The sequence below is a fragment of the Rubrobacter marinus genome (assembly GCF_011492965.1).
Classification (GTDB): Bacteria; Actinomycetota; Rubrobacteria; order Rubrobacterales; family Rubrobacteraceae; genus Rubrobacter_F; species Rubrobacter_F marinus.
The window spans coordinates 130,210-157,007 of sequence record NZ_CP045122.1 but is presented as its reverse complement, the minus strand read 5'-3'; the positions used below and the strand labels follow the sequence as shown (position 1 = coordinate 157,007).

The following is a 26,798-nucleotide window of genomic DNA, read 5'->3' as shown; positions in this document are numbered from 1 at the left end:
TAACGGGCGTGGAGGCCGCACCGACGCCGAAGGAAGGGGCGTCGGGTTACGCGGGTTCTTTTACATCTTCGGACACGGAGGGTGTTGCGGTGACGCCGGCCACTGCGACGTCTCGCAAGGACCGAGGGACCCGATCGACCGCAGGGCGCCGTACCCGCTGACCCGCAAAACAGAACGGTCGTGATCACGGAAGCGCTCAGGAGCGAGGTAGGAGTTGGCAGCGGTTCCGTTACCGTAACCCCGTGGTACCCGTTGCGTCCGACTCCCCCGTAGCCGCCCAGGGGGACTTGCTGAGGTTCACGAGGCTGGCACTCGTGACTCATGAATAGCCCAACCGCCCGGGCAGGTAACCGAAACCTTCGTTCACCGACTTGTTCGCGCGGTCCGCCCTTGCACTCGGGGTAACTGAAGGCCGCGCTACACTGGAGGCGGTGGCCGCGCCGGGCTTTGGAGCGTACCGTCGGCACTCGGTCGTCCCCCACGAGCTTTACTCCAACGGGACCGGTGGGGTCGCGCTCAGCCGCCCTCCCCTATCCTCCGGACGCCGGCGCGGGCCCGCTTCTCGTCGGAAAGGGCGTACTTCATCACCTGCGTGAGGTCCGAGTGGCCGAGGAGCTCGGCCAGGTCGCGAAGCCCTTCGGGGTTCTCGGCCAGGTACCAGGTGGCGAAGGTGCGCCTGAGGTCGTGGGGGGTAAGGTCGTCCTTCCTCAGCCTGGACTCCCTGACGTAGCGGTAGAGCCTGCGCCTGACCGAAGACTCCGTGATCCTGCCGCCGCGGTCGTTCCGAAATAGGGGCCCGTCCCCCGCGGCGCCTTCGGGTCCGAGCGCCGAGACGAGCCGCTTGAGGCTCGCCCGAAGCTTGGGGTGCATCGGCACGCGCCGCTCCTTGCCGCCCTTGCCCCTGACGAGGACCTCGTCGTCCCCGCGCTCGTCGAAGCGGAGGTCCTTGCGCATGAGGCCGGCCGCCTCCTCGATCCTCAGGCCCGCGTACAGCATCGCCGAGATCGCCGCGTGGTCCCTCAAGGCCCGAAGGCGCCTCGCCTCGGCGGCGCGCCTCGCCCGCGCGTCCCCGGCGCTCGTCGCCGCCTCCTTTGCCTCCTTCGCCTCGCGCTCGGCGGCGGCGAGCAGGCGGCCGGCCTCCCTCTCCGTGAGGTACGTCCTCTTCGGGGCGCGCCTGCGGAAGCGCACGTCGTTAAGGGCTGCTGCGGGGTTGGCGCTGCCGAAGCGGGCGGTGCGGTGGGAGAAGAAGCTCCTCAGGACCGCGAGGTGGGCCTTGCGGGAGGAGTCCGAGAGGGGCTTGGGCTCCCCGCCGTCCGCCCGGGGCACGCCGCGCTCCTTGAGGTGGATGAGGTACGACTCGAGCTTGCGGGCGTCTATATATAGTAGGGGGACGTCGCCCTCCCCGTCGGCGGCCCAGCGCTTGAAGGCCTCGAGCTTGGTGCGGTAGTCGGCCAGCGTCTTATCGCTGCGGCCCCCGGCGCCCTTGGACCACAGAAAAAACTCCACCGCCTCGCCGAGGTATCGCGCCCGCTCCTCGGGGCCGGTCTCGGCGAGACCCGCTCTGCGGTCCGGCGGGATCGGTCCCGAACCCACCGCTACCAACCCCGGGCGTGCCGGGTCCATCGCCCGTCATCGTAGAAGTTGGGCGACTCCGCGTAGCCGCAGGCGTTCCACACCGCGTCGAACATCCGCTTCAACGCGAGCCCGACCTCCCCTTCTCCCGAACTCGGCCCGGCCTCCAGAAGGGCCTCGGGGACGATGAGGTCATCCCTGTCCACGGGGCGGATGTAACTCGAGGTGCCGCCTCCGTCCGGAATCTCGTAGCCCCTCACGCCCACCAAGCCGAGCATCACCACGACGGGGGACGAAACGTCGAGTTCGCGCTGGAGCCTGAGGTAACGCTTCAGCGCCTCGACCGTGGTCTCCTCGAGCTGGTGCGCGACGATGACCGACCTGTTGTATTCGTCGTCGAAGGGTGTGGCATCGACCGCCTCGACGGCGCCGGTCCGGAAGAGCTGGGCGTAGCTTCCGATGCCCCTGCCAGGGTAACGCCCCTCGCTCACGAGGCCGTCGAAGTTGTACCGGGGCGATCGGCCGTGGCCGGGGGGCCGCAGCAGCCGCAGGGCGTACTCCGTCTGGAGATCGACGAACGGCGGGGGCGAGTCGAAGGCCGAGAGCGGCACGACGTGCAGCACCGCCCGCGCGCTTCCCTCGAGCGTCGCCGAGCCCTCGCCCGACACTATGCGCCCGAGCCGGTCGGCCCTGAACGCCCGGACCCGCTCCGCGATGGCCTCCGAGCCGAGGAAGGCGGCCCGCACCTCGTCGACGTCCATCTGGTGCTTGCCGTTCGAGCTCCGGGTGAAGAACCTGGACCAGTTCTTGAAGACGACGACGTGCGGCCTTGAGAAGCTCCTCGGGATCCGAAGCACGAGCGCGCTCCTCCCGCCTGCGAGCGGTACCGCCCGCGAGCGGATGCCCTGGATGCGCGGCTCCACGCCGTCGCGTATCGAGCCCTCCAGCCTCAGGACGGCGGCGTCGAGGTCTTCGTCGAGGCCCGGTACACCGGTGGGCGTGCCCTCTGCTTCGTCGACCCCGAAGACGACGTCGCCGCCGCCGGCGTTGGCGAACGACGAGACATCGGCGAGGAACTCCCTCGTGTCCGCGTCCGACCCCCCGGTAGCGTAAGCTTGTAGTCGATCTCCCGCCCCTCGGCCACCCGGCCTCGACCAGGCCCACGAGGTGGCCCTCCTCGATCCCGTCCACCGGTACGAACCTCAACGACAAACGTGCACCTCCTCCCCTACCCACGGCCCCGGATCCTTCTTCCGACAGCAATGCAACATTATTGTGATAATGTTGCGCGAGCGCAAGAGGGGCACTCGGCTAGGGGAAGCCGCTTTCGGGGCCCTCAGGGGGTCACTCACCGCGCCGGTGGCGCAAATAGTGCAACATTATTCGGAATTTGATCACGCGTTATTGGGCGAGCAGGCCCCGTAGTCCTTCAGGTTGAAGTCTCGGGGCCAGCGGGTGTTGTCGTCGTAGGTGGCGTGCTTGAGGAAGTCGGGGATCGTGGCGCGCTTCGCGGAGGGCGAACCCTTAGGCTACTTCGCGAGCTTCCGCGCGCCGTGGAGGGAGCGCAGGACACGAGGGCCTGCTAAACTAGACTACAATATACTAATGAATGTTGGAGTGTTGATATGACGAACGATCACTGCGACCTTCTCTGCCTGGATGCTCCCCGCGCGGAGGGCATTCGCGAAAAGCTCCTCGAGGAGGAGACCGCCCGGGGGGCCGCCGAGCGCGCTCGGGCCCTGGCCGACCCGACGCGGCTCACGTTGGCAGCCGCGCTGAGGGAGGGCGGGGAGTTCTGCGTTTGCGATCTGGCCTGGATCTCCGAGCGTTCTCAGAACCTTGTGTCCCATCACCTCAGGGTCTTGAGGTCGCACGGCCTAGTCCGCTCGAGGAGGGACGGCAAGCTGGTGATGTACTCCCTGACGGACGCGGGGCGCTCGCTGTTATCCGCCGTGCTTGAGGAATCGGCGGGGGTCTCGCGGGACGCGGAGGTCCGCGCGTGAAGAAGAGGCAACTCCCCGTTTTCCAGCCGGACCAGGGACCGAACGGGACTCCCGAGCAACCCGTCGACCCTGGCTGCACTGACGGATGCTGCGCTCCCGCCGGTGAGAACGCCGAAGGCACCACGTCGCGGGTCGAGTCCCCGGCCCGGCGGCCCCAGGACGGCTCCGGCTGCACCGACGGGTGCTGCGCGCCCTCCGGCGGGGACGCGTCCGCTCCCGTCGTGGTCCCGCTCGGGCCGCGGCGCGACGACGCCGGACCCGTAAGCACGAACGCCGAGCGCACGGTGGTGCGTGTCACCGGGATGGACTGCGCGAGCTGCGCGGCGACCGTGGAGAAGAGGGTCGGGCAGCTTCCGGGCGTGTACAAGGCGACCGTCAACTTCGCCGCAGGCCGCCTCGACGCCCGGCACGACCCCGGCGTGGAGCCCGCGGAGATAGAGAGGGCGGTGGAGAAGGCGGGCTACGGCGTGGAGCGCCCCGGGGAGGCGGAGCACGCCTCCTTCTGGCGACAGCCGAGGGTGCTGTTAACGCTCGCCGGCGGGCTCTTGTTCGCGCTGGGCGCGGTGCTGTGGCTTCTCGGGTTGCCGGGATGGGCCAGCTCCGGCGCCTATGCGGCCGCGATCGCGGTCGGGGGATTGCCGATCTTCCGGGCGGCGCTCTCCTCGGTAAGGGCGAGGAACGCGGACATCAACGTGCTGATGAGCGTGGCGGTCGTCGGGGCCGCTCTTATCGGCGCCTGGGGCGAGGCGGCCCTGGTCGTGGTCCTCTTCGCCCTGAGCAACGCCCTGCAGGTTTACGCTGTGGACCGGACCCGCGGCGCGGTGCGGGCGCTGGCCCGCCTCGCCCCCGACGAGGTGCTGGTGCGCAGGGACGGCGGGGAGGTCCTGTTGGCAGTGGAAGAGGTGCGGGTCGGGGACACCATGATCGTGCGACCCGGCGAGCGGGTCGCGGTGGACGGGGAGGTAGTCGAGGGTTCTTCGGCGCTCGACGAGTCGCCGGTGACCGGGGAGAGCACCCCTGCGGAGAAGGGGATCGGCGAGGAGGTCTTCTCCGGCAGCCTCAACGGCTCCGGCGGCCTCCTGGTGCGGGTGAGCAGGGAGGCCGGGGAGTCCACGCTGCAGAAGATCACGCGCATGGTCGAGGAGGCTCAGGGCACGAAGGCCCCGATCGAGCAGTTCGTTGAACGCTTCTCCCGGATCTACACCCCCGTGGTGATCGCCGCCGCGGTCGCCGTCGCGGCCGTGCCGCCGCTTCTCTTCGGGGGGGAGTTCGCGACCTGGTTCTACCGGGCTTTGGTGCTCCTCATCGTCGCCTGCCCGTGCGCCCTGGTGATCTCGACGCCGGTCTCGGTGGTCTCCGGGATCGGGGCTGCCTCCAGGCGCGGCGTCCTCATCAAGGGCGGCGAGGCACTGGAGGCGACGGGCAGGCTGAAGACCCTCTTCTTCGACAAGACCGGCACCCTCACCGAGGGACGGCCCGTGGTGGAGCACGTGATCGCCGTCGGCGAGGCCGGCGAGGCCGAGGCGCTCGGCCTCGCCGGGGCGCTGGAGCGTCGCTCCGAGCACCCGCTGGCGCACGCCATCCTCTCCGCCGCCGAAGGCAGGGAGCTTCCGGAGGTGAAGGGTTTCCGCTCGATAGCGGGCCGGGGGGCGGAGGGCGAGATCGGGGGTAAGCGCTTCCTCGTCGGGAGCCCCCGCCTCTTCGACGAGCGCGGCGTGCCGCTCGACGACGCCGCCGCAGCGCTCGGGGACGTGGAAGAGGCCGGCCAGACGCCGGTGATCCTCGGCACAAAGGACGGGCCGATCGCCGTCTTCGGCCTCGCCGACTCCATAAGGCCCGACGCCGAGGCCGCCCTGCGGTCCCTGAGGGAGGTCGGGGTGGAGGACCTCGTCATGCTCACCGGAGACGCCGAGGCCCCCGCGCGACGCATCGCCCGCAGGCTCGGCATCGACTACCGGGCGCGGCTGTTGCCGGAGGACAAGGTCGAGGCGGTGCGCGAGGCCGTCGCCCGCGAGGGTGCGAGCGGCAAGAAGCGCGCGGTCGGCATGGTCGGCGACGGCATAAACGACGCCCCGGCTTTGGCCGCCGCCGACGTGAGCTTCGCCATGGGCGCGGCCGGCGCGGACGTGGCGCTGGAGGCCGCGGACGTGGCGCTCATGTCCGACGACCTCCTCAAGCTCGCCGAGGCGGTGAGGCTCTCGCGCTCCGCGGACAGGACCATAAAGCAGAACATCTTCGTCTCGATCCTCCTCAACGGCATCTTCACCGTGCTCGCCCCCGTCGGGCTGGTGCCGCTGTGGCTCGCGGTGCTCGAGGACGCCGTCTCCTCCGTCGGCGTGACCGCGAACAGCCTGAGGCTCTTCCGGGGGAAAGGCGCCCGCGCCGCGGACTCGCCGCGGCGCGCGAAGAAGAGCGCGGCGACCGCCGACCCGGCGGCCGCTCGCCCCGAAGCGGCCGCCTCCTCCTGCGACGACCCTTGCTGCGCCGGCGAGGTACGGACCGGCGTCGCGGTCGAGGACGGCCGCGGGAGGTAGGGCCCGTCAGGCCCGCTCCGGTACGGATGGTGCGACGGAAGGATCGTGATGACCGGCAAGCTGCAACTCGAGATACCCGTGCTGCTCCCGTACGTGCCGGACGAGAGGGACGAGTGCGTCGGGCGGCTCGTCGAGGAGCTGGAGGACCGCGAAGGCGTCGAGGAGGCGCACATAGTCGAGGGCCCGGACGGCGAGCCGGCCAAGCTCTGCATCCACTACGACCCGGACGCGCTCTCGCTGCCGCGCATCCGCCGGATCTCCGAACGCGCCGGGGCACGCCTCACCGAGCGCTTCGGCCACGCGCTCTGGAGTGTTGAGGGCATCGACCACCCCCGCCGCGCCCGCACCGTGGCCGAGCGGCTCAAGCGGACGAGGGGCGTGGTGGAGGCGGAGGCTACAGCGTCGGGCCCCTTGCGCGTGGGCTTCGACTGGGAGCTCACGAACGAGGCCGAGATCCGGGAGAACCTGCAGAAGTTGGGCGTCCGGGTGGTGCGAGATCGGCGCGCCCGCGAACGCGCTCGCGGGGAAGACCGGGACGGGCCCGTCCGGCACGGGCTCGAAGAGGCCCCGGAGCCCGACCCCCACGTCCCTCGTGACCGTGCTCTTCTCGATGCCGAGGAGGCCGGCAGCGGAGAAGACGACCACGAGGAAGACGACGACCGTCACCACCACGGCGGCGTTTTTGGCGAGAACACCGAGCTGATCTTCGCGATCCTCTCCGGCGCCGCCCTCATCACCGGCTTCTTGCTCTCGGTGCTCACCGACGTTACGGGGTGGGTGCCTTTGGGCTTCTACTTCGCCGCGTACTTCTTCGGCGGGTTCTACACGCTGCGTGAGGCCGCGGAGAACGTGCGCGCCGGGCGCTTCGAGATCGACTTCCTCATGCTGATAGCCGCCACGGGCGCCGCGATCCTGGGCGAGTGGGCCGAAGGGGCGCTCTTGCTCTTCCTCTTCTCTTTGGGGCACTCCCTGGAGCACTACGCGATGGGCCGCGCCCGGAAGGCGATAGAGGCGCTGGCGGAGCTGGCGCCCAAGACGGCCCTGGTGCGGCGCGGCGACGCTCGGGAGGAGGTGCCCGTCGAGGAAGTAGAGGTCGGCGAGGTCGTCATCGTCAAGCCCAACGAGCGCATCCCGGCCGACGGGTTCGTGGTGGGGGGCGAGAGCAGCGTGGACCAGTCGCCGGTCACCGGCGAGAACGTCCCCGTGGACAAGCGGCCAGTGGACGACACCGAAGCCGCGATGGAGGCCCCGGAGAAGCTCGACGCCGCGAGCAGGGTCTTTGCCGGCACCATCAACGGCGCGGGCTCGCTGGAGGTAAAGGTGACGCGGCGCGCCGAGGACAATACGCTGGCTCGCATCGTGCGGATGGTGCGGGAGGCCGAGACCCAGAAGTCCCCCACCCAGCGCTTCACGGACCGCTTCGAGCGGATCTTCGTCCCCTCCGTGCTCGGCTTCGTGGCGCTCTTGCTCGCCTTGCCGCTCCTGACCGGCGAGCCCTTCGGCGACGCCTTCTACCGGGCGATGGCCGTGCTGGTGGCGGCGAGTCCTTGCGCCCTGGCGATAGCCACCCCCAGCGCCGTGCTCTCCGGCGTGGCCCGGGCCGGCGGGAGCGGCGTGCTGGTAAAGGGCGGCGGACCTTTGGAGAACCTCGGCACGCTAACGGCCGTAGCCTTCGACAAGACGGGGACGCTCACGGAGGGCAAGCCCCGCCTCACGGACGTTGTGCCCTACGAGGACGCGGACGAGCAAGAGCTCCTGCGCGCGGCCGTGGCGGTCGAGCGCCTCAGCGACCATCCGCTGGCCGCCGCCGTGACGAAGGGGGGCGCGGAGCGGCTGGAAGGAACCGCGATGCCGGAGGCGGACGGCCTCGAGAGCCTCACGGGCCGAGGCGTGCGGGCCCGGCTCGACGGAGAGCCGGTGTGGATCGGCAAGGACGACCTCTTCGAGCGGGACGGGGAGAAGCTGCCGGGTGAGATCCGAAGGACCGTCGAGAGGCTCGAAGGCGACGGGCGCACGACGATGATCGTGCGCCGAGGAGAGGGCTACCTCGGCGTGTTGGGCCTCATGGACACGCCGCGCGGGTCGGCGGCGGAGGTCGTAAAGAAGCTGCGCCAGGTCGGCCTGCGGCGCATGATCATGATCAGCGGCGACAACCAGCGCGTGGCCGACGCGGTGGCCGAGAAGATCGGGCTCGATGAGGCGCGGGGCGACCTGCTGCCAGAGGACAAGGTTGGCGCGATAAAGGAACTGCGCAAGCAGGAGAGCAAGCTGGCGATGGTCGGCGACGGCGTAAATGACGCCCCGGCGATGGCCAACTCGACGGTCGGCATCGCCATGGGTGCCGCGGGCTCGGACGTGGCCCTGGAGACCGCCGACGTCGCGCTCATGTCCGACGACCTCCGCCAACTCCCGTTCGCCACGGGCCTCAGTCGCGCCACGAGCCGTACCATCAAGCAGAACCTCTGGGTCAGCCTGGGCGTGGTGGTCCTGCTGATCCCGGCGACCGCGTTCGGCCTCCTCGGCATCGGCCCGGCCGTGGTCTTCCACGAGGGCTCCACGCTCCTGGTCGTCTTCAACGCCTTGCGGCTGCTGGCTTACGGACGGAACTAGGATGGAGCGGGCGTCGTCGCGGAAGGAGCCTACGACGGAGATCAACGCGCGGAAGCTTTTCGCGCGAAGGAGGGTGGTCGCCGACGCGGATGCGACCCCGGCCGGCCACGGTTCGGGTGGTCGCGCGCCTTGCGCGGGGTGGCGACGCCGGTGACCGCGACCTTCGCGGCGCTGCTCTCGGCCGTTGGCTTCTCGGGGGCGAGCCTCTTGGCCCTGCTCGGCAAGGGGATGGGCGTCAGGGGCCGGTCGTACTCCGTCGCCGTCGCGGCGGGGCTCCTGCTCGCCCTGGCGTTCGCAGACCTCTTCCCCGAGGCCCTGGAGCTGAGCGGGAGGACCGCCGTCTGGGGCTTCGTCGGGGGGTTCTCGTTCCTGCTGCTCGTCGAGACCTTCACACGCGCGCACACCCACCACTCGCCGGCCGAGCACGTCCGAGAGCATGCGCTCGCGCCGCTCGTGATGGGGCTGGCGGTCCACAACCTCGCCGACGGGTTCGCGCTGGGCGTCAGCGCGGAGCTCTCCGCGCCCGCCGCCGGAGCGGTGGGTCTGGGGGTGCTGGTCCACCAGGCGCCGGTCGGGATCTCTTTGGCGGCGATCCTAGCCGCCGCGCACGCGACGCGCGCCCAGGTCCTGCGGGTGGCGGTCCCGTTGGGGCTCGCGATCCCGCTGGCCGCCGCCCTAACCACCGCCCTGCCCGCCCCCGGCGACCGGGCTTTGGGCCTGCTCGTTGGCGCCGCCGGGGGGGTGCTCGCCTACATGGGGGCCTCCCACCTGCTCCCGGAGGCCCAGGCGGAGCACCGGAGCAGGGTCCCCGGCGTGCTCTTCGTGGCCACGCTCGCCGCGACGACGCTCGTCCTCTTCACGTTACTGGGAGGTTAAGTTGGGAGAGTCAGGGGCGTCGCGCGAACGAATGCCAGTCCTTTGTAGGGCGACGCGGCATAAACGCGGGCGTGCTCCTAACTCTTCCTCGCGCTCCTGGTCGGCTTGGGGATCGGCGCTGCCTTCGGTGGTAGGCCACCCTGCGGGCGCCCTCGCGATGCCGCCCGCGTTCCAACGGCAGGGCTTCGAGACCCTCGGGGGGGCGCAGGAGGAGGGCGATGAGGAGTAGGCGCACGTTCCGTGACGACCAGATCCGCCGCACCCGACGGCCTTTGAAGCCCCCCGACCATGGGTCCGCCGCCCGCAGGCTCGCCTGGGCAATCGCGGGCGCGATCCTCTTTGTTGCCGTGACCCGTGGCCTCGACCTGCTTTGAAGGGGCGGCGCGAGAGGCCACCAGCGGATACGAGGGCGCGAGCAACCCAATCTTGGACGGCAGCGGGACCGTCCAGCGTACGTACCTCCCCACCTTCGGCAGCCCGCCGGGGACTAGCGCGCGTCCCCCCGGAGGTTAGCGCACCGGATGCTTACGTGCGCCTCCTCTTCGGTTCGCCCGCTCGCACAAAACCCCGAAGACCACCCCGAGGCCCACCCAGAACACGAGCAAACTGCCCAAAGACGAAACCCGGAACTCCCACAGTGGCCCGGCCGGGAACTCCCGGGATCGGCGCCGGCCGGCAGCGCGCCGAAAAGCACCCCAAAACGGCCAGTAAGCCCGTTCCCACCGTCAAGTGGCGCACGGGAGAGCTTACACCTCGCCCCGGAGACCCTTGGCCGCGTACCAAGTCGCCACGATCGCGAGCAGCGAGAGCGCGACCAAAAGTAAGTAGGACGCCGTGCGAGCCCCTATGGTCTCCGGATCTCCCACTGTGGGAGGGTTGGCAGGGTACTTGAGAAACGGTACCAGGGATGCCCCGGCGAAGATGGTTGCGGCCAGCGACAAGCTGCGGGTCCAATCACTCTTGGACGCGAGGCGACCGCGGAAGTACGCATACGCGACCCCGAATATCCCCCCGACGGTTGCCCCAGAGAAACTCGTGGCAAAGAAGAGCCCGACCTTCTGGGTTGGGCGGCTAAAGGTTTCCTCCTCATGCGCGTGTGCGGCGGCCTCTTCGAGCCGGATGGCCTGGTCGACAGAGAGCTCGCCCGCAAAGAAGGCGAAGATCCCTGCTAAGAGGCCCGCCAGCAATCCGGCCACCAGGCCCCGGTACAGGTACCGTGCGACCATCTGTCCGATTCCCGTTTCTGCCTAGTGACAGGGGACGGCGAGCAGGTGGCGGCCGTCGTGGGCGAACTCGTGCAGGTAGTCGGCGACTTGCGCCGCTTGCCCGAGCAAAGGCGAGAGCAGGGCCCCGCTAGCGGAAAGAAGAGCGAAGAGCACCACCAGCAGGAGGGCCACCAACAACCAGCTCCATAAGGGCATCTCCCCCAAAGAGATGCGCCGCTCGGGGGAAAAAGTCTTTTCCATACGATCTCCTTCTCGGGGTCCTCGCCCCAGTCCAGGCACTATGGGCGGCAGGTCAGTATCCTGACTCCCGGATCGTCGCTCATCCCGGCCTTCCCGCTTGCGCGGTGGCTTTTCGGGCTTGCTCCCCGGTCACAGTGGCGGGACCGCGCCGGACTCGCACCGGCTTCCTGGACCCCTCCGCCCTTACTACGTCTATTGCTCGGCAGCATAGCGGTCGTACCGGTGCTCGTCAATCCTCGCCTCGTACTACTCCTGCGCAGACTCCGCGTAGGTCCGGACAAAGATCGAGGCCGCCAGCGCGGGACCGAGGGCGTGCGAGACTCCGTCCTCGTCCTCCACGACGACGACACCGTCCAGGGCACGGACCTCCCCGACGACCAGCTCACGCCCGGGGACGAGACCGCGCTCCCCCAGGTAGACCAGAATCGGGGCGTCGTCGCCGCCGACCCCGTGGCTCACCCGCGAGATGAGGACGCGCTCCCCGGCCTCGGTATCGACCAAGGGTCGCGAGTCGTCCGGTGCGAGCGAGCCGTCGACCTTGGGGATGGGCTCGCCGTGGGGATCTCTCTCTGGGTGCTCCAGCATCTCCGCCAAGCGCTCCGTGAAATTGTCGGAGACGGCGTGCTCGAGCCGCTCGGCCTCCTCGTGCACGTCCTCCCACGAGTACCCAAGGTGCTCCAGCAAGAACGTCTCGATCAAACGGTGCCGCCTGACCAGCCTCAAGGCCTCCAAGCGTCCCTCCTCGGTGAGCGACGCCCCGCGATAACGCTCATACTCGACGAAACCCCGCTCCCGCAAGCGCCCCAGCATGTTCGTCACCGACGCCGGCGCGACCGAGAGCCGATCCGCGATCTCCTTGGTCGAAGCGGTGCCCGTACCGCCGCCGAGCTCCCATATCGCCTTCACGTAGTCGCCGACCGAAGAAGAAGGCGGCGGGGTTGTCGTGGCATTGGACATCTCTAAATACAAGTCTAAACAACCCCGTTTTCTTGTCAAGAAGTGCCTAGACTTGACCGTTAGGATATCCAAGTTTATATTTTAGCCAAAACTAAAACACCGAATGAGAGAGTAGGGGTAACGATGGAGCGACGGAGAATGACCTTGTACGGCGCGGCGGTTCTCTCGCTGTTGGCCGCGCTGGCGCATCTGTGGGTAATGCCGGAGCACTTCGAGGAGTGGTGGGGGTACGGGCTCTTCTTCCTGTCGGCCGCCGCGGCCCAGGGATTCTTCGGCGTGGCCCTGCTGCGCCAGCCCGGGCGGGCTTTGCTGCTCCTCGGCGTCGTCGGTAACCTCGCGCTCATCGCCCTGTACGTCGTGACGCGCACCGCGGGGGTCCCGTTCTTCGGGCCGCACGCGGGCGAGGTGGAGGGGATGGGGGTGCTGGACCTGTCCGCGTTGGCGGCGGAGGCGGCGCTCGTCGTCGCGCTGGCGGCGATTGCGCGGTCCGGCCGGCGGGCGAATGCTCCAGCCTCGGTCGAAGGGGCGGAGCCCGTGCGAACGGGTGAGCCGGTGCCCGGATTCTCGCGTCGGGACTTCTTGAGGACCGCGGGCATCGCGGGCGCCTTGGGCATGTCCGGTGGCGCGTTGGGGTTGCGGGCCGCGGGCGTCACGGGCGCTCTGGGTGCCGCGGGCGTGGCGGCGGGTGCCCATGCCGGTTTGGCCCACGGGCAGGAGATGGATGCCGGAGGACACGAGGGGATGGTGGGGCAGCACGGAGGGCAAGGGGACGTGGACCTCTCCAAGTTCGACCCCTCGAAGTTTTTGAGGGACTTCTACTGGGGAGAGGAACGCCAAGAGGGCGGCAGGACCGTCCGCGAGTACGAGCTCGTGGCCGAGGACGTGGAGATAGAGGTGGCGCCGGGGGTTTTCTATCCGGCCTGGGCGTACAACGGGCAGGTGCCGGGGCCGACGTTGCGTGCCCGTGAAGGGGACCGGGTGCGCGTCACGTTCAAGAACCGGGGGGCGCACCCGCACACCATCCACTTCCACGGCATCCACGATGCGAACATGGACGGGACGTTCGAGCTCGTCGGTCCGGGCCAGGAGTTCGTCTACGAGTTCGACGCCGAGCCGTTCGGGTGCCACCTCTACCACTGCCACGTCCCGCCCCTGAGGAAGCACGTCGAGAAGGGGCTCTACGGGGCGTTCATCGTCGACCCCAAGGAGGGGCGCTCGGAAGCGGACGAGATGGTCATGGTCATGAACGGCTTCGACACCAACTTCGATACCGAGAACGAGGTCTACACCGTCAACGGGGTCGCCTTCCACTACCAGCGGCACCCGATACAGATAAAGAAGGGGCAGCCCGTTCGGGTGTACCTGGTCAACATGACGGAGTTCGACCTCATAAACAGCATGCACATCCACGCGAACTTCTTCGACTACTACCCCACGGGGACGAAGCTCGAGCCGACGGAGTACACGGACACCAAGATGCTCGCCCAGGGGGAGCGCGGGATCATGGAGTTCACCTACGGGCGCACCGGCAACTTCATGTTCCACGCCCACGTCAACGAGTTCGCCGAGCTCGGCTGGCTGGGCTTCTTCGAGGTGGAGGAGTAAGCATGGTAGGAGGACAGAAGGTGGAGAAGAGGCATGAGGGACGCGGGCCGGGCTGGGTGCTCCTGGGACTCATACCGCTCCTGGGGCTGGGCTTGCTCTTGGCCTTTATCGTGCTGAACGGGGCCGGGGTGGCGCGGAGTGACCTGCCGCCCGTGGAGGACCTTACCGTCGAGCGGGTGGCCCTGCCGACGGAGTACGAGATGGTGGTCTCCGTCACCAACGGCGGCCCGGACCCCGTGACGATCGCGCAGGTCAACGTGAACGATGCGCTGACGGGTTTCGAGGTAGAGTCGGGGAACACGATCCCGCCCTTGGGTTCGACCGAGATAAACATCCCCTACACGTGGGTCGAGGGCGAGGCGTATGCGATCACCCTCATCACGAACACCGGGACGACCTTCGACGCGGAGGTGCCTTTGGCGGCCCTCACGCCGGGCTTCTCGGGAGAGTCGCTCTTCCGCTACGCGCTTATCGGGTTCTACGTCGGGGTGGTGCCGGTGTCCTTGGGGCTGTTGTGGTACCCGTTCTTGAGGCGCCTCGGCGTCTCGGGCATGAACTTCGTCCTGGCCCTTACGGTCGGGCTCCTGGTCTGGCTGGTGGTGGACGGGATGCTGGAGGCCGTAGAGCTCGCCGGGCAACTGCCGGGGGTCTTCTCCGGGGTCCCCATGGTGCTGCTGGTGGCCTTATTGACGTTCCTCGGGCTCCTGGGGGCCGAAAGCTTGTTCCGGCGCGGGCGCGACGAGTCGAGTAGGCTTTCGACCTCCTACCGCATATCCGCGGGGATAGGCCTGCACAACCTCGGGGAGGGACTCGCCATCGGGGCGGCGTTCGCCCTGGGAGAAGCGGCCCTCGGCACGTTCCTTATCATAGGCTTCACCCTGCACAACATCACGGAGGGCGTCGGCATCGCGGCACCCATCCTCAAGGAACGCAGACCAAGCCTCTGGCATTTCGTGGGGCTGGCACTGCTGGGGGGAGGCCCGGCCATCCTTGGGACCTGGATCGCCGGTTTCGCTTACTCGAACCTGCTTTCGGCCCTCTTCCTGGCTGTCGGAGTCGGCGCGATACTCCAGGTCATATACGAGGTCACGCGGCTCCTGCTCAAGGACTCAGCCCAAACAAAGGCCCCGGCCCTCTCCGGCACGAACCTCGGCGGGCTGACGGCCGGCATAGCGATCATGTACGCGACGGCCCTCCTGGTGAGCGTGTAGGGAGATCCCGTCCGGGCGCGGTTTCACGTCGGAGCCGCGCCCAACAGCTTCGTAAGGCGCGCCGGGGAACACGCCGTCTTCGGCACAGCCCCCGCAAAGACGAAGGACAAACAAACTTCCGAAGGAGGATGCTACGCAAGCTTTACGTTTTCGTTTCGATCGGATGGACGCGAGGATCGCGGGTTGGCTCTCGCGCTACAGCGTGATGGTGTTGCGCGTCGGTCTGGGGATCGTGTTCCTCTGGTTCGGCGTGCTGAAGTTCTTCCCCGGCATGAGCCCCGCGCAGGACCTGGCGATACGCACGATCGACGTCCTCAGCCTGGGAGCCATCCCGGCAGGCGCGAGCATAGTGCTGTTAGCGACCCTGGAATGCACCATCGGCCTCGGCCTCATCGCGGGCAAATTTATGCGCTTTACTCTGCTGCTTCTGTCCTTCCAGATGCTGGGCGCTTGGTTGCCGTTGCTGCTGTTCCCCGGCGAGGCTTTCACGCAGGTACCGTACGCGCCCACGCTCGAAGGCCAGTACATCATCAAGAACGTGGTGCTGGTAGGCGCAGGACTGGTGATCGGGGCGACCGTGCGCGGCGGTCGCATGACGGCCGCCCCAAAGGACTAACAACACCACGTGTAGACGCGAGAGGGCTCGATAGCGCCGGGATCGTACGTTGTATGCCGCCGTTGCTCCGGGGCGAGGGAGTTTCGGACCCGGGGTGCAACCCTCCCTCCGCACGAGCGTTGGAGATCCGTAAATGGTAAAGAGGAGATTTTCTTGAGCAAAGCGAAGTTGTCCAGGAAGAAATTCATAGGGCTGGGGCTGGGCTCGGTGGGAGCTTCGGTGATAGCCGGTTGCGGAGGCGGCGGTGGTTCCGCCGGGAACGGAGGGGCCACGACGGTCGGCGCCGCCCCCGAAGCCGGACCAAAGGTCGGCAAGGGCCAGGCCATCGTCAAGGAGTCCGAGGTAGCGCCCAACAGCGCCTTCCCCTTCACGGACGCGGATACGGGACAGCAGAGCGTGCTGGTGCGCCTTCAAAACGGCGATCTCGTGGCCTACTCCGCCGTCTGCACGCACCAGGCCTGCGCGGTCGCCTACAGGGACGGCAAGCTCGCCTGCCCCTGCCACGGTTCGGTCTTCGACCCGGCGGCCGGCGCTGCGGTCCTGAACGGTCCGGCGAACCGTCCCCTACCCGAGGTGCCAATCCGGGTCGAAGGCGAGGAGGTGCGCCGAGCATAGAGCCCTCTCCTTCCGTCGGGGAGCCCCACTGCGTCGACGGGCCCGACGAGGTCGATGCGTCCGTACGTGGGGCTGATCCAGAAGCCGGAGCTCGACGAGGGCAGGGCGACCACCCGTCGACCGGTCGGACGCATGAGAATCGCCGCCCCGTCGGCACCCCACGCTCAAGAAGCTAGCGGCGCTCAGGCTGGTGAAGCACGAACCTTACAAAGGCGCGGCCCTTGCTCCGACGGTGAAGATCGGCCGCTCCGGCGGCGCTTCGCGGCTCCGGATGCTCACCTAACGCCGGCGAGCGCGCCGCGTACCCGGCGAAAACCCTCGGCGCGCAGAGTCGTTCGGGTTTCTACCTGCCGCGCAAATTCGCGGCGGAACCGGAGGGCGAAAGCGCGGCCGCCGCTGGGAGAAGGAGGGGTATTGCACGATCTGCGGCTCGTGGGGTTGATAGAGGGCGAGGCCGCCAAGCTTTCGCCGCACGGGAGCGAGGTGTGGGCGCTGTTCGAAAGCGCCGCCGAGTTGAACGAACCGGGCGCGCCGGAGTTGGTGGCCGCGTTGCCGGACCTCGAACGGAGATGGCGAGCTCTCTCCAGGCGGGATTCCTACACGATCAAGAGGCTCATAAAGCTGCACAAGGGGCGCGTGATGGCCAACGCTCTCGAGGACGGTTGCTCCGACGGTAGGTTCGCTTCGGAGTGGAGATGGCGGACCGTTATCGAGGCGGCTTATTGGAAAGACGAAGAGGCGGGGTATCCCGTGGACCTCGACATGACGGGCGAAGATGCGCTCCGTAGGCTTGTCGTATAAGCGCCGGACCGCGCAGGGCGCCGGGCCTCGGGCAACGCAGGATCCGCCCAGCAAACGTGGCCACCGGCGGGACCAAAATCCGAGCAGGCGTGCCGACCTCACAGGCCTGGGCCTTCGCCCGCTCGTCCCTGCGCCACCACCAGTCGAGACCCCGGAGAACGATCCGCTGTCTCAGCAACCTTGTTGCGCCGTCGACGAAGCCGATGCAGGCCGAGGGGCGCGGACTATGATCGCACGGTCGAAGACTACCGGACGGGAGGAGAATGCCGGGCCTCGTCGATAGGTACTGGGAATGGAGACGCCGGTGCGCTCTGAGAGCCCCGGAACTCCAGCGAGATTCGGCGGCGTTTCTCGAGCGTCTCGGGTCCCCCCGCGACGCGAGAAGCGCGAGTGCGGTGCCGATTTCGAGACCGAAGGGAGGACGATCCGCGGCGGAGGACCACAACTACGCGAGGCTGCTTGCGGTAACGGACGGCTCCGGTCCCTCCCTGAGGGCGGGCGAGCACGCCGTGTACCTGGCGAAAAACCTAGGCGCGGAGTTGTTCGTGCTGGGGTCGTCAACAAGCACCTGGCGTTCCGCTCGGGCCTCCGCTACGGCAGGTTCGTGGTGGAGCTGGAACGGGAGAGCGCAGCAGCCGTCCGCGACATAAGGCGGATGGCTTCCGAAAGCGGCGTCGGGCACGAGGGGTTGATAGCCCAGGGCCGACCCTGGCAGGTCATCGTGCGGGCGGCCGAGGAGGTGGAGGCGGACTGCATAGTCATGGGGCCACCAGGGGCCTCGGCGCTGCTCGAAACCTCAGCGTTGGATCGCGCGTTGACCGGAGGGGTGTACAGGAGGGTGCTCGTTCACGCGCGGTGCCCCGTGCTGGTCGTCCGCTAGGATCCGGTCGCCGACCGCGCTGTTAGACCGCCCAACCTCTTGTATTAGGAATTATGGATATTTCTATTAGGGTTGGTAGAATTCCCGATTAGCTAAAGCAAAATTCTTCCGTGATCCTACTAGAAGAGGTTTAGATGGGCGGTCGTACTCCCGAAACCGGTGGAATGGTCGAGGGCGTCTTGCCGGGGGAGAGCGCCACGGCGAAGGCGGCGCACGCTTCGTTGGAGGGGAAAAGCAAGGGCCTCAGGGGGCTGTTGCCGTTTTTGGGGCCAGCATTCGTGGCGGCGATCGCGTACATAGACCCGGGCAACTTCGCAACCAACATCTCGGCGGGGCGCAGTTCGGCTACCTCCTCCTTTGGGTGATCTTGGCCTCGAACCTGATGGCGATGCTCATACAGTCGATGTCGGCCAAGCTCGGGATCGCCACGGGCAAGAACCTCCCGAGGTGTGCCGCGAGCGGTTCCCAAGCCCGTTTCGCTCGCCTTGTGGGTGCAGGCGGAGATCATCGCTATGGCCACGGACCTTGCGGAGTTTATAGGGCGGCTTTGGCCCTGAACCTGCTGTTCGGGATACCGCTGTTGCCGGCGGGACTCATCACGGCGGTGGCGGCGTTCGGAATATTGGAGTTGCAGCGGCGGGGTTTCAGGCCGTTGGAGGCTGCGATCTCGGCGCTGCTCGCGGTGATTGTGGTCTCCTTCGCCTTCCAGATGTTCTACGCCCAGCCGAGGGGACCGCATCCTGGCGGGGTTGTTCACGCCCCAGTTCGCCGGTACGGAAAGCGTGCTGCTCGCTAGCGGCATCCTCGGGGCGACCGTCATGCCGCACGTGATCTACCTGCACTCGGCGCTCACGCAGCGCAGGGTCGTGGGCAAGAACGACGAGGAGAGACGGAAGATCTTCCGCTTCGAGCTCGTGGACGTGGTTATCGCCATGGCGATCGCCGGCACGATCAACGCCTCGATGCTCATCATGGCCGCCGCCCTCTTCAATGCCAACGGCCTCACAGGGGTTGCCGACATCGACCAGGCCTTCGACCAGCTCGGCACCCTCGTCGGCGACCACTCGGCTATCCTCTTCGGGGTGGCGCTGCTTGCGTCGGGTTTTTCCAGCTCCTCAGTCGGCACGATGAGCGGGCAGGTCATCATGCAGGGGTTCATCAACCGCCAAATCCCGCTGTTCTTGAGGCGGCTCATCACGATGGCCCCGGCCCTGATCGTCCTCGCCATCGGCGTCAACCCGAGCCGCTCCCTCGTGATAAGCCAGGTGATCCTCTCGTTCGGTATCCCCTTCGCCCTGATCCCGCTCCTGATTTTCTGCCGCAACCGCAGCATCATGGGCGCGCTGGTCAACCGTGGCCTCACCACCGCGGTGGCCACGATGGTGGTCGCGCTGATCGTCTCGCTGAACGTGTTCCTCATCTACCAGACCTTCTTCGGCTAAAAAAGAACGGCGGTCCCACGAAGCCCCCGATGGGCCATCGGGCACTTCCACTCCCCACGAACCCCGCCGGTACAATAACCGCATGCAAGATACCGACCGCACCGGCCAGATTCGGGAGGTACCCGAAGCCGCTCCCGTCGAGCGCGAGATCCGGGAGGCCAGCGAGCTTCTCAAGGTGATTGGTGACCTCACTCGCATGCGTATACTCTGCGCCCTCCTGCCGGGGGAGGAGCTCTCCGTGGGGGAGTTGCAGCGTACTTTAGGTATGAACCAGTCGGCCGTCTCCCACCAGCTGCGCGTCCTGCGCGACGCCCGCCTGCTCAAGCACCGCCGCGAGGGCAAGATGGTTTTCTACTCCCTGGCCGACGAGCACGTGCGCGAGCTGCTCATAGGCACCCTCGAGCACGTCCGCCACGACGACGACTGAGCCCCTCCCCGGACGAAGAACCGCCCTACGCGCCCACCGGCAGCGGCCTGCCGGCTTGACGCCCGGCCTAATATATGTACACTTACTCATATGAATAAATAATCATGTGAATGACGAAAGGGCGTGCCGCGATGGGTAGGAGACTCGAGGAGCTCTTGGCGGTGGCCGCCATCGGGGATGGGATGATAACCCGCTTCGCCCTCCGAAGGCACGGCCTTCTGGGGGAGTTCGGTCGGCGCGAGGCGATGCTCCTGACCGCGTCGGCTGCCGGTGCGTCGTGGCTCCTGCGGAAGGTCGGGAGGGACTACGAGGAGCGAGGGCAGCTCTCGTCGGGCTCTTCGGCGGTGGGTTGGGCATCTTACCTGCTGCACGCCGGGTTGACCATCCTCGCGGCCCGGCGCGCCAGGCCGCTGCCGCTGGGCAGGATGCCCTCCAGGACGCTAGGCGGGGCGCTTGTCCTCTTCGGGTCGACCCTGTTCGCCGCAGGCGTGCGCGAGTTTCGCTCCTTCGAACAGATGTCCGGGCTCGAGAAGGGCGAGCTGGTGAAGAGCGGTCCCTACCGTTACAGCCGCAACCCACAGGTGGTCGGCTGGGGGCTCGCGCTGCTAGGGGCGGCGCTCGCGGGACGTTCCCCGAAGGCCCTCCTGCTCGTGGCCGCCTTCTTCGTGCTCCACCGGGTCTATTTCTCCATCGAGGAGCGCCACCTGGAGCGTGCGTTCGGCGAGGAGTACCGACGCTACCGCGCGACCACGCCCCGCTTCCTCGGCCTCACGAGGCCGGTGTGATGGCGGCCTGGGCGCTCGCGCTCTACGCGCTTTACCTGGCCCTCGCCTTCGGCGGACGGGCGCTCCTGCAGGTGCGCTCCACCGGCTCGACGGGCTTCAACGGGATAAGCGGACGTCCGCTCTCCGCCGAGTGGGTCGGGGCGTGCTCTTCGTCGGCGCCTCCTTGCTCTTGCTGGCCGCCCCCTGCTCGACCTCGTTGGCGTGCTCCGGCCGGTCTCCTTCATCGATGGACCCGCGGGGCACGCCCTGGGCTTCGCCCTCTTCTTCGCGGGCCTCGCGGGGACCCTTCTCGCGCAGATTGCCATGGGCGCCTCGTGGCGCGTGGGAGTGGACCAGGCCGAGAGGACCGAGCTCGTCACCGCGGGACCCTTCGCGTTGGTCAGGAATCCCATCTTCTCGGCGATGGTGCCGGCCTTCCTCGGGCTCGCGCTGCTGGTGCCAAATCTCGTGGCGCTCTTGGCCGTCGCGGGGCTGGTCGCCGCGGTCGAGATCCAGGTAAGGCTCGTAGAGGAGCCGTACCTGCTCCGCGTGCATGGCGTCCGCTATGCCGAGTACGCTTCGAGGGTCGGCCGGTTCGTGCCCGGCTTCGGGCGTTTGAGAGCAGGGGCGAAGTTCCCCGCCCTGTGAGCTGCGGGGGAGTCTTGGTCCACCGCCGGGTGAGCTCGGTCCGCGCGTCTCCGACCTGGCGGCCGGGTTCCCTGTCGAGCGGCACTCGCTTCGGAACCCGAGCGGTCCTGCCCGTCCCCCGCATCCCTAGCCACAGCCGCCGCTACACACATCCGTTGCACGGATGGCAGAAACCAGCCTGGTCAGGCCGATCGAGCGTAGCTCCTTGGTCGGTGTTTCTGGTGGTTTCTAGCCGAACTCCGACGCCGCGCGCTCGGCCAGCCGCTCGGCTTCGTCTCGACGCAGCAGGCCCACCAGCTTGCCGTCCGGCGTCGTGACCAGCACGGCGGCCGCCCCGCGCCGGCGCATCCGCTCGGCGATCTTCTCCGCCGGTTCGTCGGGCCGGAACGTGGCGGGGCCGTTCCTCATTGCGTCCTCCGCTTTCGTCTCGGGGTCCGAGGCGAGCTCCTTCTCCCGCAGCAGGCCGAGTACCACACGTCCCTCGTCGACGACCACGCACCTGTCCCAACCCGCCGCCCGGACGCGCTCGCGGACCGCCCCTACCCCCTCCCGCGGCGAACAGGTGGGCACGTCGGCGCGTGCCCCGTCGCCGATCTTCGGAACGCTCGCCAGCGTCCCCTCGGTGGGGAGGCCGCTCGCGGACCAATCCGCCTTCCCGGGCACGTAGTCGTAGACCTCCCCGAAACCGAGACCTTCGAGCCGCCACGCGGCCCGCGGGCTCATGTCTCAGAGGTAGTCGTAGCAATAGACGATCACCGGCGCGTCCCTGCGCAGCAGCCCGACGGTCCCCTCCCGGTCCAGCTCCCTGAGGGGTATGTTGATGGCCCCGGGAGGTGCGCCTCCTCGTACTCCTCGCGGGCAGCACCTCCACGAGCTGCGCCCCGTCCTCCAGCAGCTCCCGCACCTCGTCCCTAAGCACGGCCTTCGGCATCGGCCCTCCTCTCCTCGCTTCGAGCGCTTCCCGGATCATCCCGCGCTCGGGTGGCCTCGCAGCCCGACGGGGCCGCGTAGGTTCGTCACCCAAGCCCCCACCCGCCTCTCCCCGACTCCCCGGGAGATCCGAAGAGATCCCTTCCGTCCACCCGAACCGTGGGCTGCCGGGGAACCGGAGACGCCGGGCTTCCTCGTCGGTGCGCACCTCCACCAACTCCACCTCCGCCGCCTCCATGCTTTCCTCGGCGAGTACCTCCCTCAGGTTCCTCTCCGTCGCCTCGTACCCCGAACAGCCCTCCGCGTGCAGGACTTCGAACCTCATCTCGCCACCTCTGCGGCTCCCACCAACACAACTACACTCATACCATATTTCGTATAAAACCAAACCGTCGCGCGATCTCCCGTTTCGCCGAACTGCTTCGAGGTAACGAGGCCGCACGGAGGTTCCAGTGGCCGAGGGTAAGCCGACCATCACGCTTCTTCCGAAACGCCCGGCCTACGACGGGCGAACCGAGGTCCGTCGGGGTGGGTCTTGTGCCACCCGTACGACGGATATGCGTAGGGTCGTGGCTAGGTTTGCCCCTGCACGCATGATCGGCGCGCTTTTGAAGCAGACGGTATGCCGTCCGCATGCGGTCTTCCGTCGGGCTTGCTCATGCACGGCGCGAGCTTTACGACCAAATTCGCCGTAGGGTGCGATAAGGTAACTGATCGAGGCACCACCAGACGGAGCACGCATCGGCAACGTTCGCAGGAGGGCTACGTCGTCGAAGCAAGAGGTTGCGTCGATCGACACTGCAGGAGGGGCGGACCTTGAAAGAGCTGAACAGAACTGCCGGGCCCTACGGGTCCCGCAAACATCGTCGTAATCTCCCGAAGGCGAAGGGGGATAGGCGCGCGAACTTTCGCCGTCGTCGCCTGGCCGCGATCGCCGCGGCCGCCGGGGCGCTTTTCGTCGGGGGTATCTTCGTGGACTACTCCGTGGTGCACGGCGACACCATCCGCCGCGGGGTCCACTCCGGCGAGGTCGACCTGAGCGGCATGACCAGGGGCGAGGCGGCCGACGCCCTCACCCGCCACGTCTCCGGGAGGCTCGGGGAGATAAACCTCGGCGACGGCGCCACCTTCACCGCCGAGGAGCTCGGGGTGAAGGTGGACGCCGACTCGGCGGTCGAGGAGGCCTACTCCGTCGGCCGGCGCGGCGGCCCCTTCCAGCGAATCTCCGACTTCTTCGGCTCCTACGTCGGAGGCGGGGTCGGCGTGACGGCCGAGGCCACCTACGACGAGGCCGCCGCCCGCGGGGCCACCGAGGGCCTGGCGGAAAAGCTGAACACCGAGCCCAAGGACGCCGCTCCGACCGTGACCGAGGCTGGCGAGGTCGAGGTCGAGCCCGCCGTCGAGGGGCGCAGCGTGAACGTCGACGGGACCCTCGAGAACCTCGGTCGTTCGCTCGAGGGGTTGAGCGGCGAGGTCGCCTTGGCGGAGAAGCGGGAGGCGCCCGCGGTCTCCACGGAGGAGGCTCGCGCGAGCGCCCCGACGGAGCTGCTCGGCGAGTACAAGACGGACTACGCCTGGGATCCGGACCCGGGCCGCCAGGCGAACCTCAGAAAGGCTTCGGGCGCCATCAACGAGACGGTGCTCGCGCCGGGGGAGGAGTTCTCGGCACTCGCGGTACTGGAGCCCTTGGACTACGAGCCCGCCAAAGTCTTCGCCGACGGCGGCGTGGCTTTGGAAGAGGGCGGCGGTCTCTGCCAGGTCTCCTCCACCCTGTACATGGCGGCAAACTACGCGGGGCTCGAGATCACCGAGCGCAGCCCCCACTACGCGCTCTTGTCCTACATAAAGCCGGGCTTCGACGCGACGGTGTGGTTCGGCGGCGAGGGGGTCGAGCCCCTGGACATGAAGTTCAAGAACACCACCGACGGGAACATCCTGATCCGGGAATTCGTGGACGAGGACGGCTTCCTCACCGCCCAGATCCTCGGCAACAAACCCTCCGGCGACCAGATCGTAATGTCCTCGGAAAAGGTCGAGGAGAGCCTAACGACGGGGATCACCTGGGTTACCTCCAAGAAGGTGACGGACGAAGATGGGGAGGTCGTCTTCGACGACACTCTGTACACGGACACGTACAGCTACAACCCGCCCGTTCCCGAGGAGATGAAGCACGAGACGAGCGAGCCGCGCACCGCGGGTTGGATCGACCCGTCCAACACAACCGGCTGGGCGAATTAGCTTGGCGCCCTGGGAGAGGCGACGGCCGGTCCTCCTCGACACCGCCGCGCCTGCCCGCAATTAAAGCTTTAGCGGGCGCCATTGTCGGCGGCGTCGGCATCGAGGTCGCGCCTCGGCGCCGCTAACGCTTACCGTGTCCCTCACCGAACCTCCTTCGGCCTACGACGAAGCATCGCGGTGCGCGAGAGGCGTACCGCGGTGGGGCAACCCACCGTTCGTATGTGGCCGATCGGCGCGCGGCCTGTCAACATGGGCGGGTTCATCAGACGGAAACGGAGGAAACCTTGTCGGGGCTGATCGAGGCGATAATTCTGGGCGTGGTTCAGGGACTCACGGAGTTCCTGCCGATCTCGAGCTCCGGCCATCTCCTGCTGGGGCAGTACTTCCTGGGGCTGGACCAGGAGACCTTCGGGCTCTCCTTCGACGCGGCGGTGCACCTGGGGACGATAGTTGCGGTGGTCTCCTTCTTCAGGCGTGACCTGACCGCGATGGTGCTCGCCTTCCTCCGCTCCTTCCCCAGGCCGGACCTCTCCGACGACGACCAGCGCCTCGCCTACCTGGTCCTAGCGGCCACCGTCCCCGCGGCGATCCTCGGTTTCGTCCTCGAGGATCTCCTCAGGACTTCGTTGCGCTCGCCGTGGGTCGTGGTCCTCAACCTCGCGGCCGTTGGGGTGCTCTTCGTGGTCGGGGAGGCGGTGGGCAAGAAGAGCCGGCGGGTTTCCACGATGAACTTCCGCGAGGCTTTAGGCGTCGGGTTCGCCCAGGCGGCGGCGCTCGTCCCGGGGTCTCTCGTTCGGGGGCGACGATAACGCTCGGGCTCTTCCTCGGCCTCAGGCGCGAGGAGGCGGCCCGCTTCTCCTTCCTCCTGAGCGTCCCGATCGTCGTCGGCGCGGGGCCTTGAGCCTGGTGAAGGCGGCGAGCGAGAGCATGGGCGGCCCGGAAGTCCTGTTCTTTCTTGCGGGCTTCGCCTCCTCCGCCATCGTGGGGTACCTCGCGATCAAATTCCTGCTGAATTACCTGTCCGGGCACAGCCTCAACTTGTTCGCCTACTACCGGTTCGCGCTCGCGGCGCTGGTGGCCGCGCTCCTGCTACTGGGCGCCTGAGGTCCGCCACGGGCAGCCGCGCCAGCGGGACAAGCCGGGCGTGTTCTCCCGCAACGCGGCGGTTTCGCGCAGGAGTTGGGGCCGATGAGCGTAGGGGCCGTGCATCTCGACCGACCGTTGTTTAAGAACCGTCCACGACGCGATACTATGCTCCACGGAATCCGGATCTTCGTGATGGAGGCGCGCATCAGCTCGGTACGCGGGACAAGAATCGGGAGGGCGTTGATCCCCCTGTTGGTGGTTGCGCTGCTCCTGTGCCACGGGGCCTTAGGGACCGTACACCAACTCCTCCTCGTCGGCCCGAGCCCGATCGCGGGGCACCTGTCCCTTGCGGACTCCCCGGCCGAGCAGGAGGACGACGGTGCCTTGGGCGCGGATGCGGAGGATCTGGGCTACTACGCCGTAGGTTTCCTCCTGTCTTTGGGAGCTTTCTTCTGGTCGCGCCTGAACCGCGCCTGCAAGGCCGACCCCGTGCGCCACGCGCAAGTCGCCGGGCCATGGCCCCGTCCCGTTGCCCTCGGACGACGGCGTGGGCCTACCGTCGTTCTCCTACGGGTGCTCCGGCTTTAAGCCGTACCCCTTTTGGGGGCGGTGACGAGCCGGAACTTTCTCGAAAAAATGCCCCGAGAGCGGTAACCATCTCGGGCTACCCGCGCTCTTCTTGCTGGCGGAAGCGACGCCATCGTTGGCGGAGGTCCGGCGACGGGCCGGCACGGAGCCAGCTGGGCTGGCTCTCGCGTCCCGAGCATCGCGGGTTTCGTGCGTCGCCCGGAACCATCCTCGACCGAACGGTCCTCCAACGAAGGGCGTCGGTCGGCCCCCGGTCGTAAGACGAGAAGTTCTAGAGCGATTCGGAGAGGTGGTAAAGAGTTGCGCTCAAAAGGCTTGCTGACGGGAGCGTTGAGCTTGCTCCTCATAGCCGGTGGCGTCGTGCTGATTGCTTACTTCGCATTGGGGCTGGGCTCGGGCGATACCGCCGCGAAGGGGGCCGACCCCGGAGGCTTCAACGTACCCGAGGTTGGATCCACACGGGAGGCCACCGAAGCCACCGAGGCCGCGGGGGAAGGACCCGAGGACAAGACGCTGAAGGTCACGATCCCGAAGATGGCCCGCATCGAGGGCGCAACCTTCCCGACGCCGCCGGCGACGACGAGGAGGCCCTCAAGAACAACGCCGGCATCCACCTCGAGGGTACGGGCTTCCCCTGGGAAGACGGGGCGAACACCTACCTGGCCGGACACCGCCTGGGCTACCCGAACGAGCCGAGCTTCCTGGCCTTCTGGGACCTCGACGCCCTGGAGAACGGCGACGAGGTCTTCGTCGAGGACGCCGACGGCAACCGGTACACGTACAGGGTCTTCAAGGAGTTCGTCGTGAACCCCACGGACCTGTACGTGACGGAGCCCGTGCCGGGCAAGGACGTGCTCACGCTGCAGACGTGCACGCTCCCCGACTACTCCCGAAGGCTCATCGTCCAGGCCGAGCTGATCTCTTAGGGG

Annotated in this window: 23 protein-coding genes, 2 pseudogenes and 1 riboswitch; of the genes and pseudogenes, 19 read left to right on the top strand and 6 right to left on the bottom strand. The window is 67.9% G+C overall.

The annotated features are described in order from the left end of the window. Positions 1 to 516: 516 nt before the first annotated feature. Positions 517 to 1,623 (bottom strand): tyrosine-type recombinase/integrase, encoded by a 1,107-nt coding sequence (locus GBA65_RS22005; protein WP_166398767.1) that lies wholly within the window; start codon positions 1,621 to 1,623, stop codon positions 517 to 519. Continuing rightward, a pseudogene (locus tag GBA65_RS22000) lies at positions 1,596 to 2,642 on the bottom strand (AlbA family DNA-binding domain-containing protein); the annotation flags it as partial. The gene GBA65_RS22005 and the pseudogene GBA65_RS22000, both read right to left, overlap by 28 nt. Positions 2,643 to 3,197: 555 nt before the next feature. Between GBA65_RS22000 and GBA65_RS21995 the strand changes: the two are divergent. The 4 genes from GBA65_RS21995 to GBA65_RS21980 all read left to right on the top strand — a co-directional run bounded on the left by GBA65_RS21995 (position 3,198) and on the right by GBA65_RS21980 (position 9,595). After that, positions 3,198 to 3,575, top strand: a complete 378-nt coding sequence (locus GBA65_RS21995; protein ID WP_166398766.1) for an ArsR/SmtB family transcription factor — start codon at positions 3,198 to 3,200, stop codon at positions 3,573 to 3,575. Continuing rightward, entirely contained in the window at positions 3,572 to 6,109 is a 2,538-nt protein-coding gene (locus GBA65_RS21990; RefSeq protein WP_166398765.1) for a heavy metal translocating P-type ATPase, read from the top strand. Before GBA65_RS21995 ends, GBA65_RS21990 begins: the two co-directional genes overlap by 4 nt. Positions 6,110 to 6,157: 48 nt before the next feature. After that, positions 6,158 to 8,719 (top strand): heavy metal translocating P-type ATPase, encoded by a 2,562-nt coding sequence (locus GBA65_RS21985; RefSeq protein ID WP_166398887.1) that lies wholly within the window; start codon positions 6,158 to 6,160, stop codon positions 8,717 to 8,719. Positions 8,720 to 8,857: 138 nt separating this feature from the next. Then, the gene (locus tag GBA65_RS21980) at positions 8,858 to 9,595 is read left to right on the top strand and encodes a ZIP family metal transporter (protein WP_228282066.1); all 738 of its coding nucleotides are present in this window, start codon (positions 8,858 to 8,860) and stop codon (positions 9,593 to 9,595) included. A 746-nt stretch (positions 9,596 to 10,341) separates the two neighbouring features. Here the strand turns inward: GBA65_RS21980 and GBA65_RS21970 are convergent. The 3 genes from GBA65_RS21970 to GBA65_RS21960 all read right to left on the bottom strand — a co-directional run bounded on the left by GBA65_RS21970 (position 10,342) and on the right by GBA65_RS21960 (position 12,090). Beyond that, on the bottom strand, positions 10,342 to 10,821 hold the full coding sequence (locus tag GBA65_RS21970; protein ID WP_166398763.1) for a CbtA family protein: 480 nt from the start codon (positions 10,819 to 10,821) through the stop codon (positions 10,342 to 10,344). A gap of 21 nt (positions 10,822 to 10,842) precedes the next feature. Then, the gene (locus tag GBA65_RS21965; protein WP_228282047.1) at positions 10,843 to 11,061 is read right to left on the bottom strand and encodes a CbtB-domain containing protein; all 219 of its coding nucleotides are present in this window, start codon (positions 11,059 to 11,061) and stop codon (positions 10,843 to 10,845) included. Between the two features lie 33 nt (positions 11,062 to 11,094). Next, a riboswitch (cobalamin riboswitch) is annotated at positions 11,095 to 11,254 on the bottom strand. A gap of 53 nt (positions 11,255 to 11,307) precedes the next feature. Next, positions 11,308 to 12,090, bottom strand: a complete 783-nt coding sequence (locus GBA65_RS21960; protein ID WP_166398762.1) for a metal-dependent transcriptional regulator — start codon at positions 12,088 to 12,090, stop codon at positions 11,308 to 11,310. Between the two features lie 51 nt (positions 12,091 to 12,141). On the opposite strand from GBA65_RS21960, the gene GBA65_RS21955 reads away from it, so the two are divergent. The 11 genes from GBA65_RS21955 (at position 12,142) to GBA65_RS21910 (ending at position 21,027) form a co-directional block, all read left to right on the top strand. After that, positions 12,142 to 13,623, top strand: a complete 1,482-nt coding sequence (locus GBA65_RS21955) for a multicopper oxidase domain-containing protein (protein WP_228282046.1) — start codon at positions 12,142 to 12,144, stop codon at positions 13,621 to 13,623. 20 nt (positions 13,624 to 13,643) lie between these two features. Beyond that, complete coding sequence (locus GBA65_RS21950; RefSeq protein WP_228282045.1) at positions 13,644 to 14,834, top strand: ZIP family metal transporter; 1,191 nt, start codon at positions 13,644 to 13,646, stop codon at positions 14,832 to 14,834. A gap of 163 nt (positions 14,835 to 14,997) precedes the next feature. Continuing rightward, complete coding sequence (locus tag GBA65_RS21945) at positions 14,998 to 15,450, top strand: DoxX family protein (RefSeq protein ID WP_166398760.1); 453 nt, start codon at positions 14,998 to 15,000, stop codon at positions 15,448 to 15,450. Positions 15,451 to 15,603: 153 nt separating this feature from the next. Beyond that, positions 15,604 to 16,065, top strand: coding sequence for a QcrA and Rieske domain-containing protein (locus GBA65_RS21940; protein ID WP_166398759.1), 462 nt, complete (start codon positions 15,604 to 15,606; stop codon positions 16,063 to 16,065). A 414-nt stretch (positions 16,066 to 16,479) separates the two neighbouring features. After that, a complete protein-coding gene (locus tag GBA65_RS21935) occupies positions 16,480 to 16,866 on the top strand; it encodes a hypothetical protein (RefSeq protein WP_166398758.1) in 387 nt (128 codons plus the stop codon). Positions 16,867 to 17,158: 292 nt separating this feature from the next. Beyond that, positions 17,159 to 17,746 (top strand): universal stress protein, encoded by a 588-nt coding sequence (locus tag GBA65_RS24850; RefSeq protein WP_228282044.1) that lies wholly within the window; start codon positions 17,159 to 17,161, stop codon positions 17,744 to 17,746. A gap of 382 nt (positions 17,747 to 18,128) precedes the next feature. Next, positions 18,129 to 18,542 carry a divalent metal cation transporter gene (locus GBA65_RS25695; protein ID WP_323127114.1) on the top strand — a complete coding sequence of 138 codons (414 nt, stop codon included), beginning with the start codon at positions 18,129 to 18,131 and terminating at the stop codon, positions 18,540 to 18,542. Next, the gene (locus GBA65_RS25690) at positions 18,529 to 19,188 is read left to right on the top strand and encodes an Nramp family divalent metal transporter (RefSeq protein ID WP_266096627.1); all 660 of its coding nucleotides are present in this window, start codon (positions 18,529 to 18,531) and stop codon (positions 19,186 to 19,188) included. Before GBA65_RS25695 ends, GBA65_RS25690 begins: the two co-directional genes overlap by 14 nt. Before the next feature lie 82 nt (positions 19,189 to 19,270). Further along, on the top strand, positions 19,271 to 19,615 hold the full coding sequence (locus GBA65_RS21920) for an ArsR/SmtB family transcription factor (RefSeq protein WP_166398756.1): 345 nt from the start codon (positions 19,271 to 19,273) through the stop codon (positions 19,613 to 19,615). Between the two features lie 131 nt (positions 19,616 to 19,746). Then, positions 19,747 to 20,400, top strand: coding sequence for a methyltransferase family protein (locus tag GBA65_RS21915; RefSeq protein WP_166398755.1), 654 nt, complete (start codon positions 19,747 to 19,749; stop codon positions 20,398 to 20,400). Between the two features lie 201 nt (positions 20,401 to 20,601). Then, positions 20,602 to 21,027, top strand: coding sequence for a methyltransferase family protein (locus GBA65_RS21910; RefSeq protein ID WP_323127109.1), 426 nt, complete (start codon positions 20,602 to 20,604; stop codon positions 21,025 to 21,027). A 228-nt stretch (positions 21,028 to 21,255) separates the two neighbouring features. On the opposite strand, the gene GBA65_RS21905 is transcribed toward GBA65_RS21910, so the two are convergent. Next, on the bottom strand, positions 21,256 to 21,750 hold the full coding sequence (locus GBA65_RS21905) for a CBS domain-containing protein (protein WP_166398754.1): 495 nt from the start codon (positions 21,748 to 21,750) through the stop codon (positions 21,256 to 21,258). A gap of 1,023 nt (positions 21,751 to 22,773) precedes the next feature. On the opposite strand from GBA65_RS21905, the gene GBA65_RS21900 reads away from it, so the two are divergent. The 4 genes and pseudogenes from GBA65_RS21900 to GBA65_RS25885 all read left to right on the top strand — a co-directional run bounded on the left by GBA65_RS21900 (position 22,774) and on the right by GBA65_RS25885 (position 26,795). After that, positions 22,774 to 24,195 carry a VanW family protein gene (locus GBA65_RS21900; RefSeq protein ID WP_166398753.1) on the top strand — a complete coding sequence of 474 codons (1,422 nt, stop codon included), beginning with the start codon at positions 22,774 to 22,776 and terminating at the stop codon, positions 24,193 to 24,195. 221 nt (positions 24,196 to 24,416) lie between these two features. Beyond that, positions 24,417 to 25,096, top strand: a pseudogene (locus tag GBA65_RS25685) (undecaprenyl-diphosphate phosphatase). Positions 25,097 to 25,101: 5 nt separating this feature from the next. Continuing rightward, a complete protein-coding gene (locus tag GBA65_RS25680) occupies positions 25,102 to 25,299 on the top strand; it encodes an undecaprenyl-diphosphate phosphatase (protein WP_266096640.1) in 198 nt (65 codons plus the stop codon). A 950-nt stretch (positions 25,300 to 26,249) separates the two neighbouring features. After that, entirely contained in the window at positions 26,250 to 26,795 is a 546-nt protein-coding gene (locus tag GBA65_RS25885) for a sortase (RefSeq protein WP_323127113.1), read from the top strand. The last annotated feature ends 3 nt before the right edge of the window (positions 26,796 to 26,798 follow it).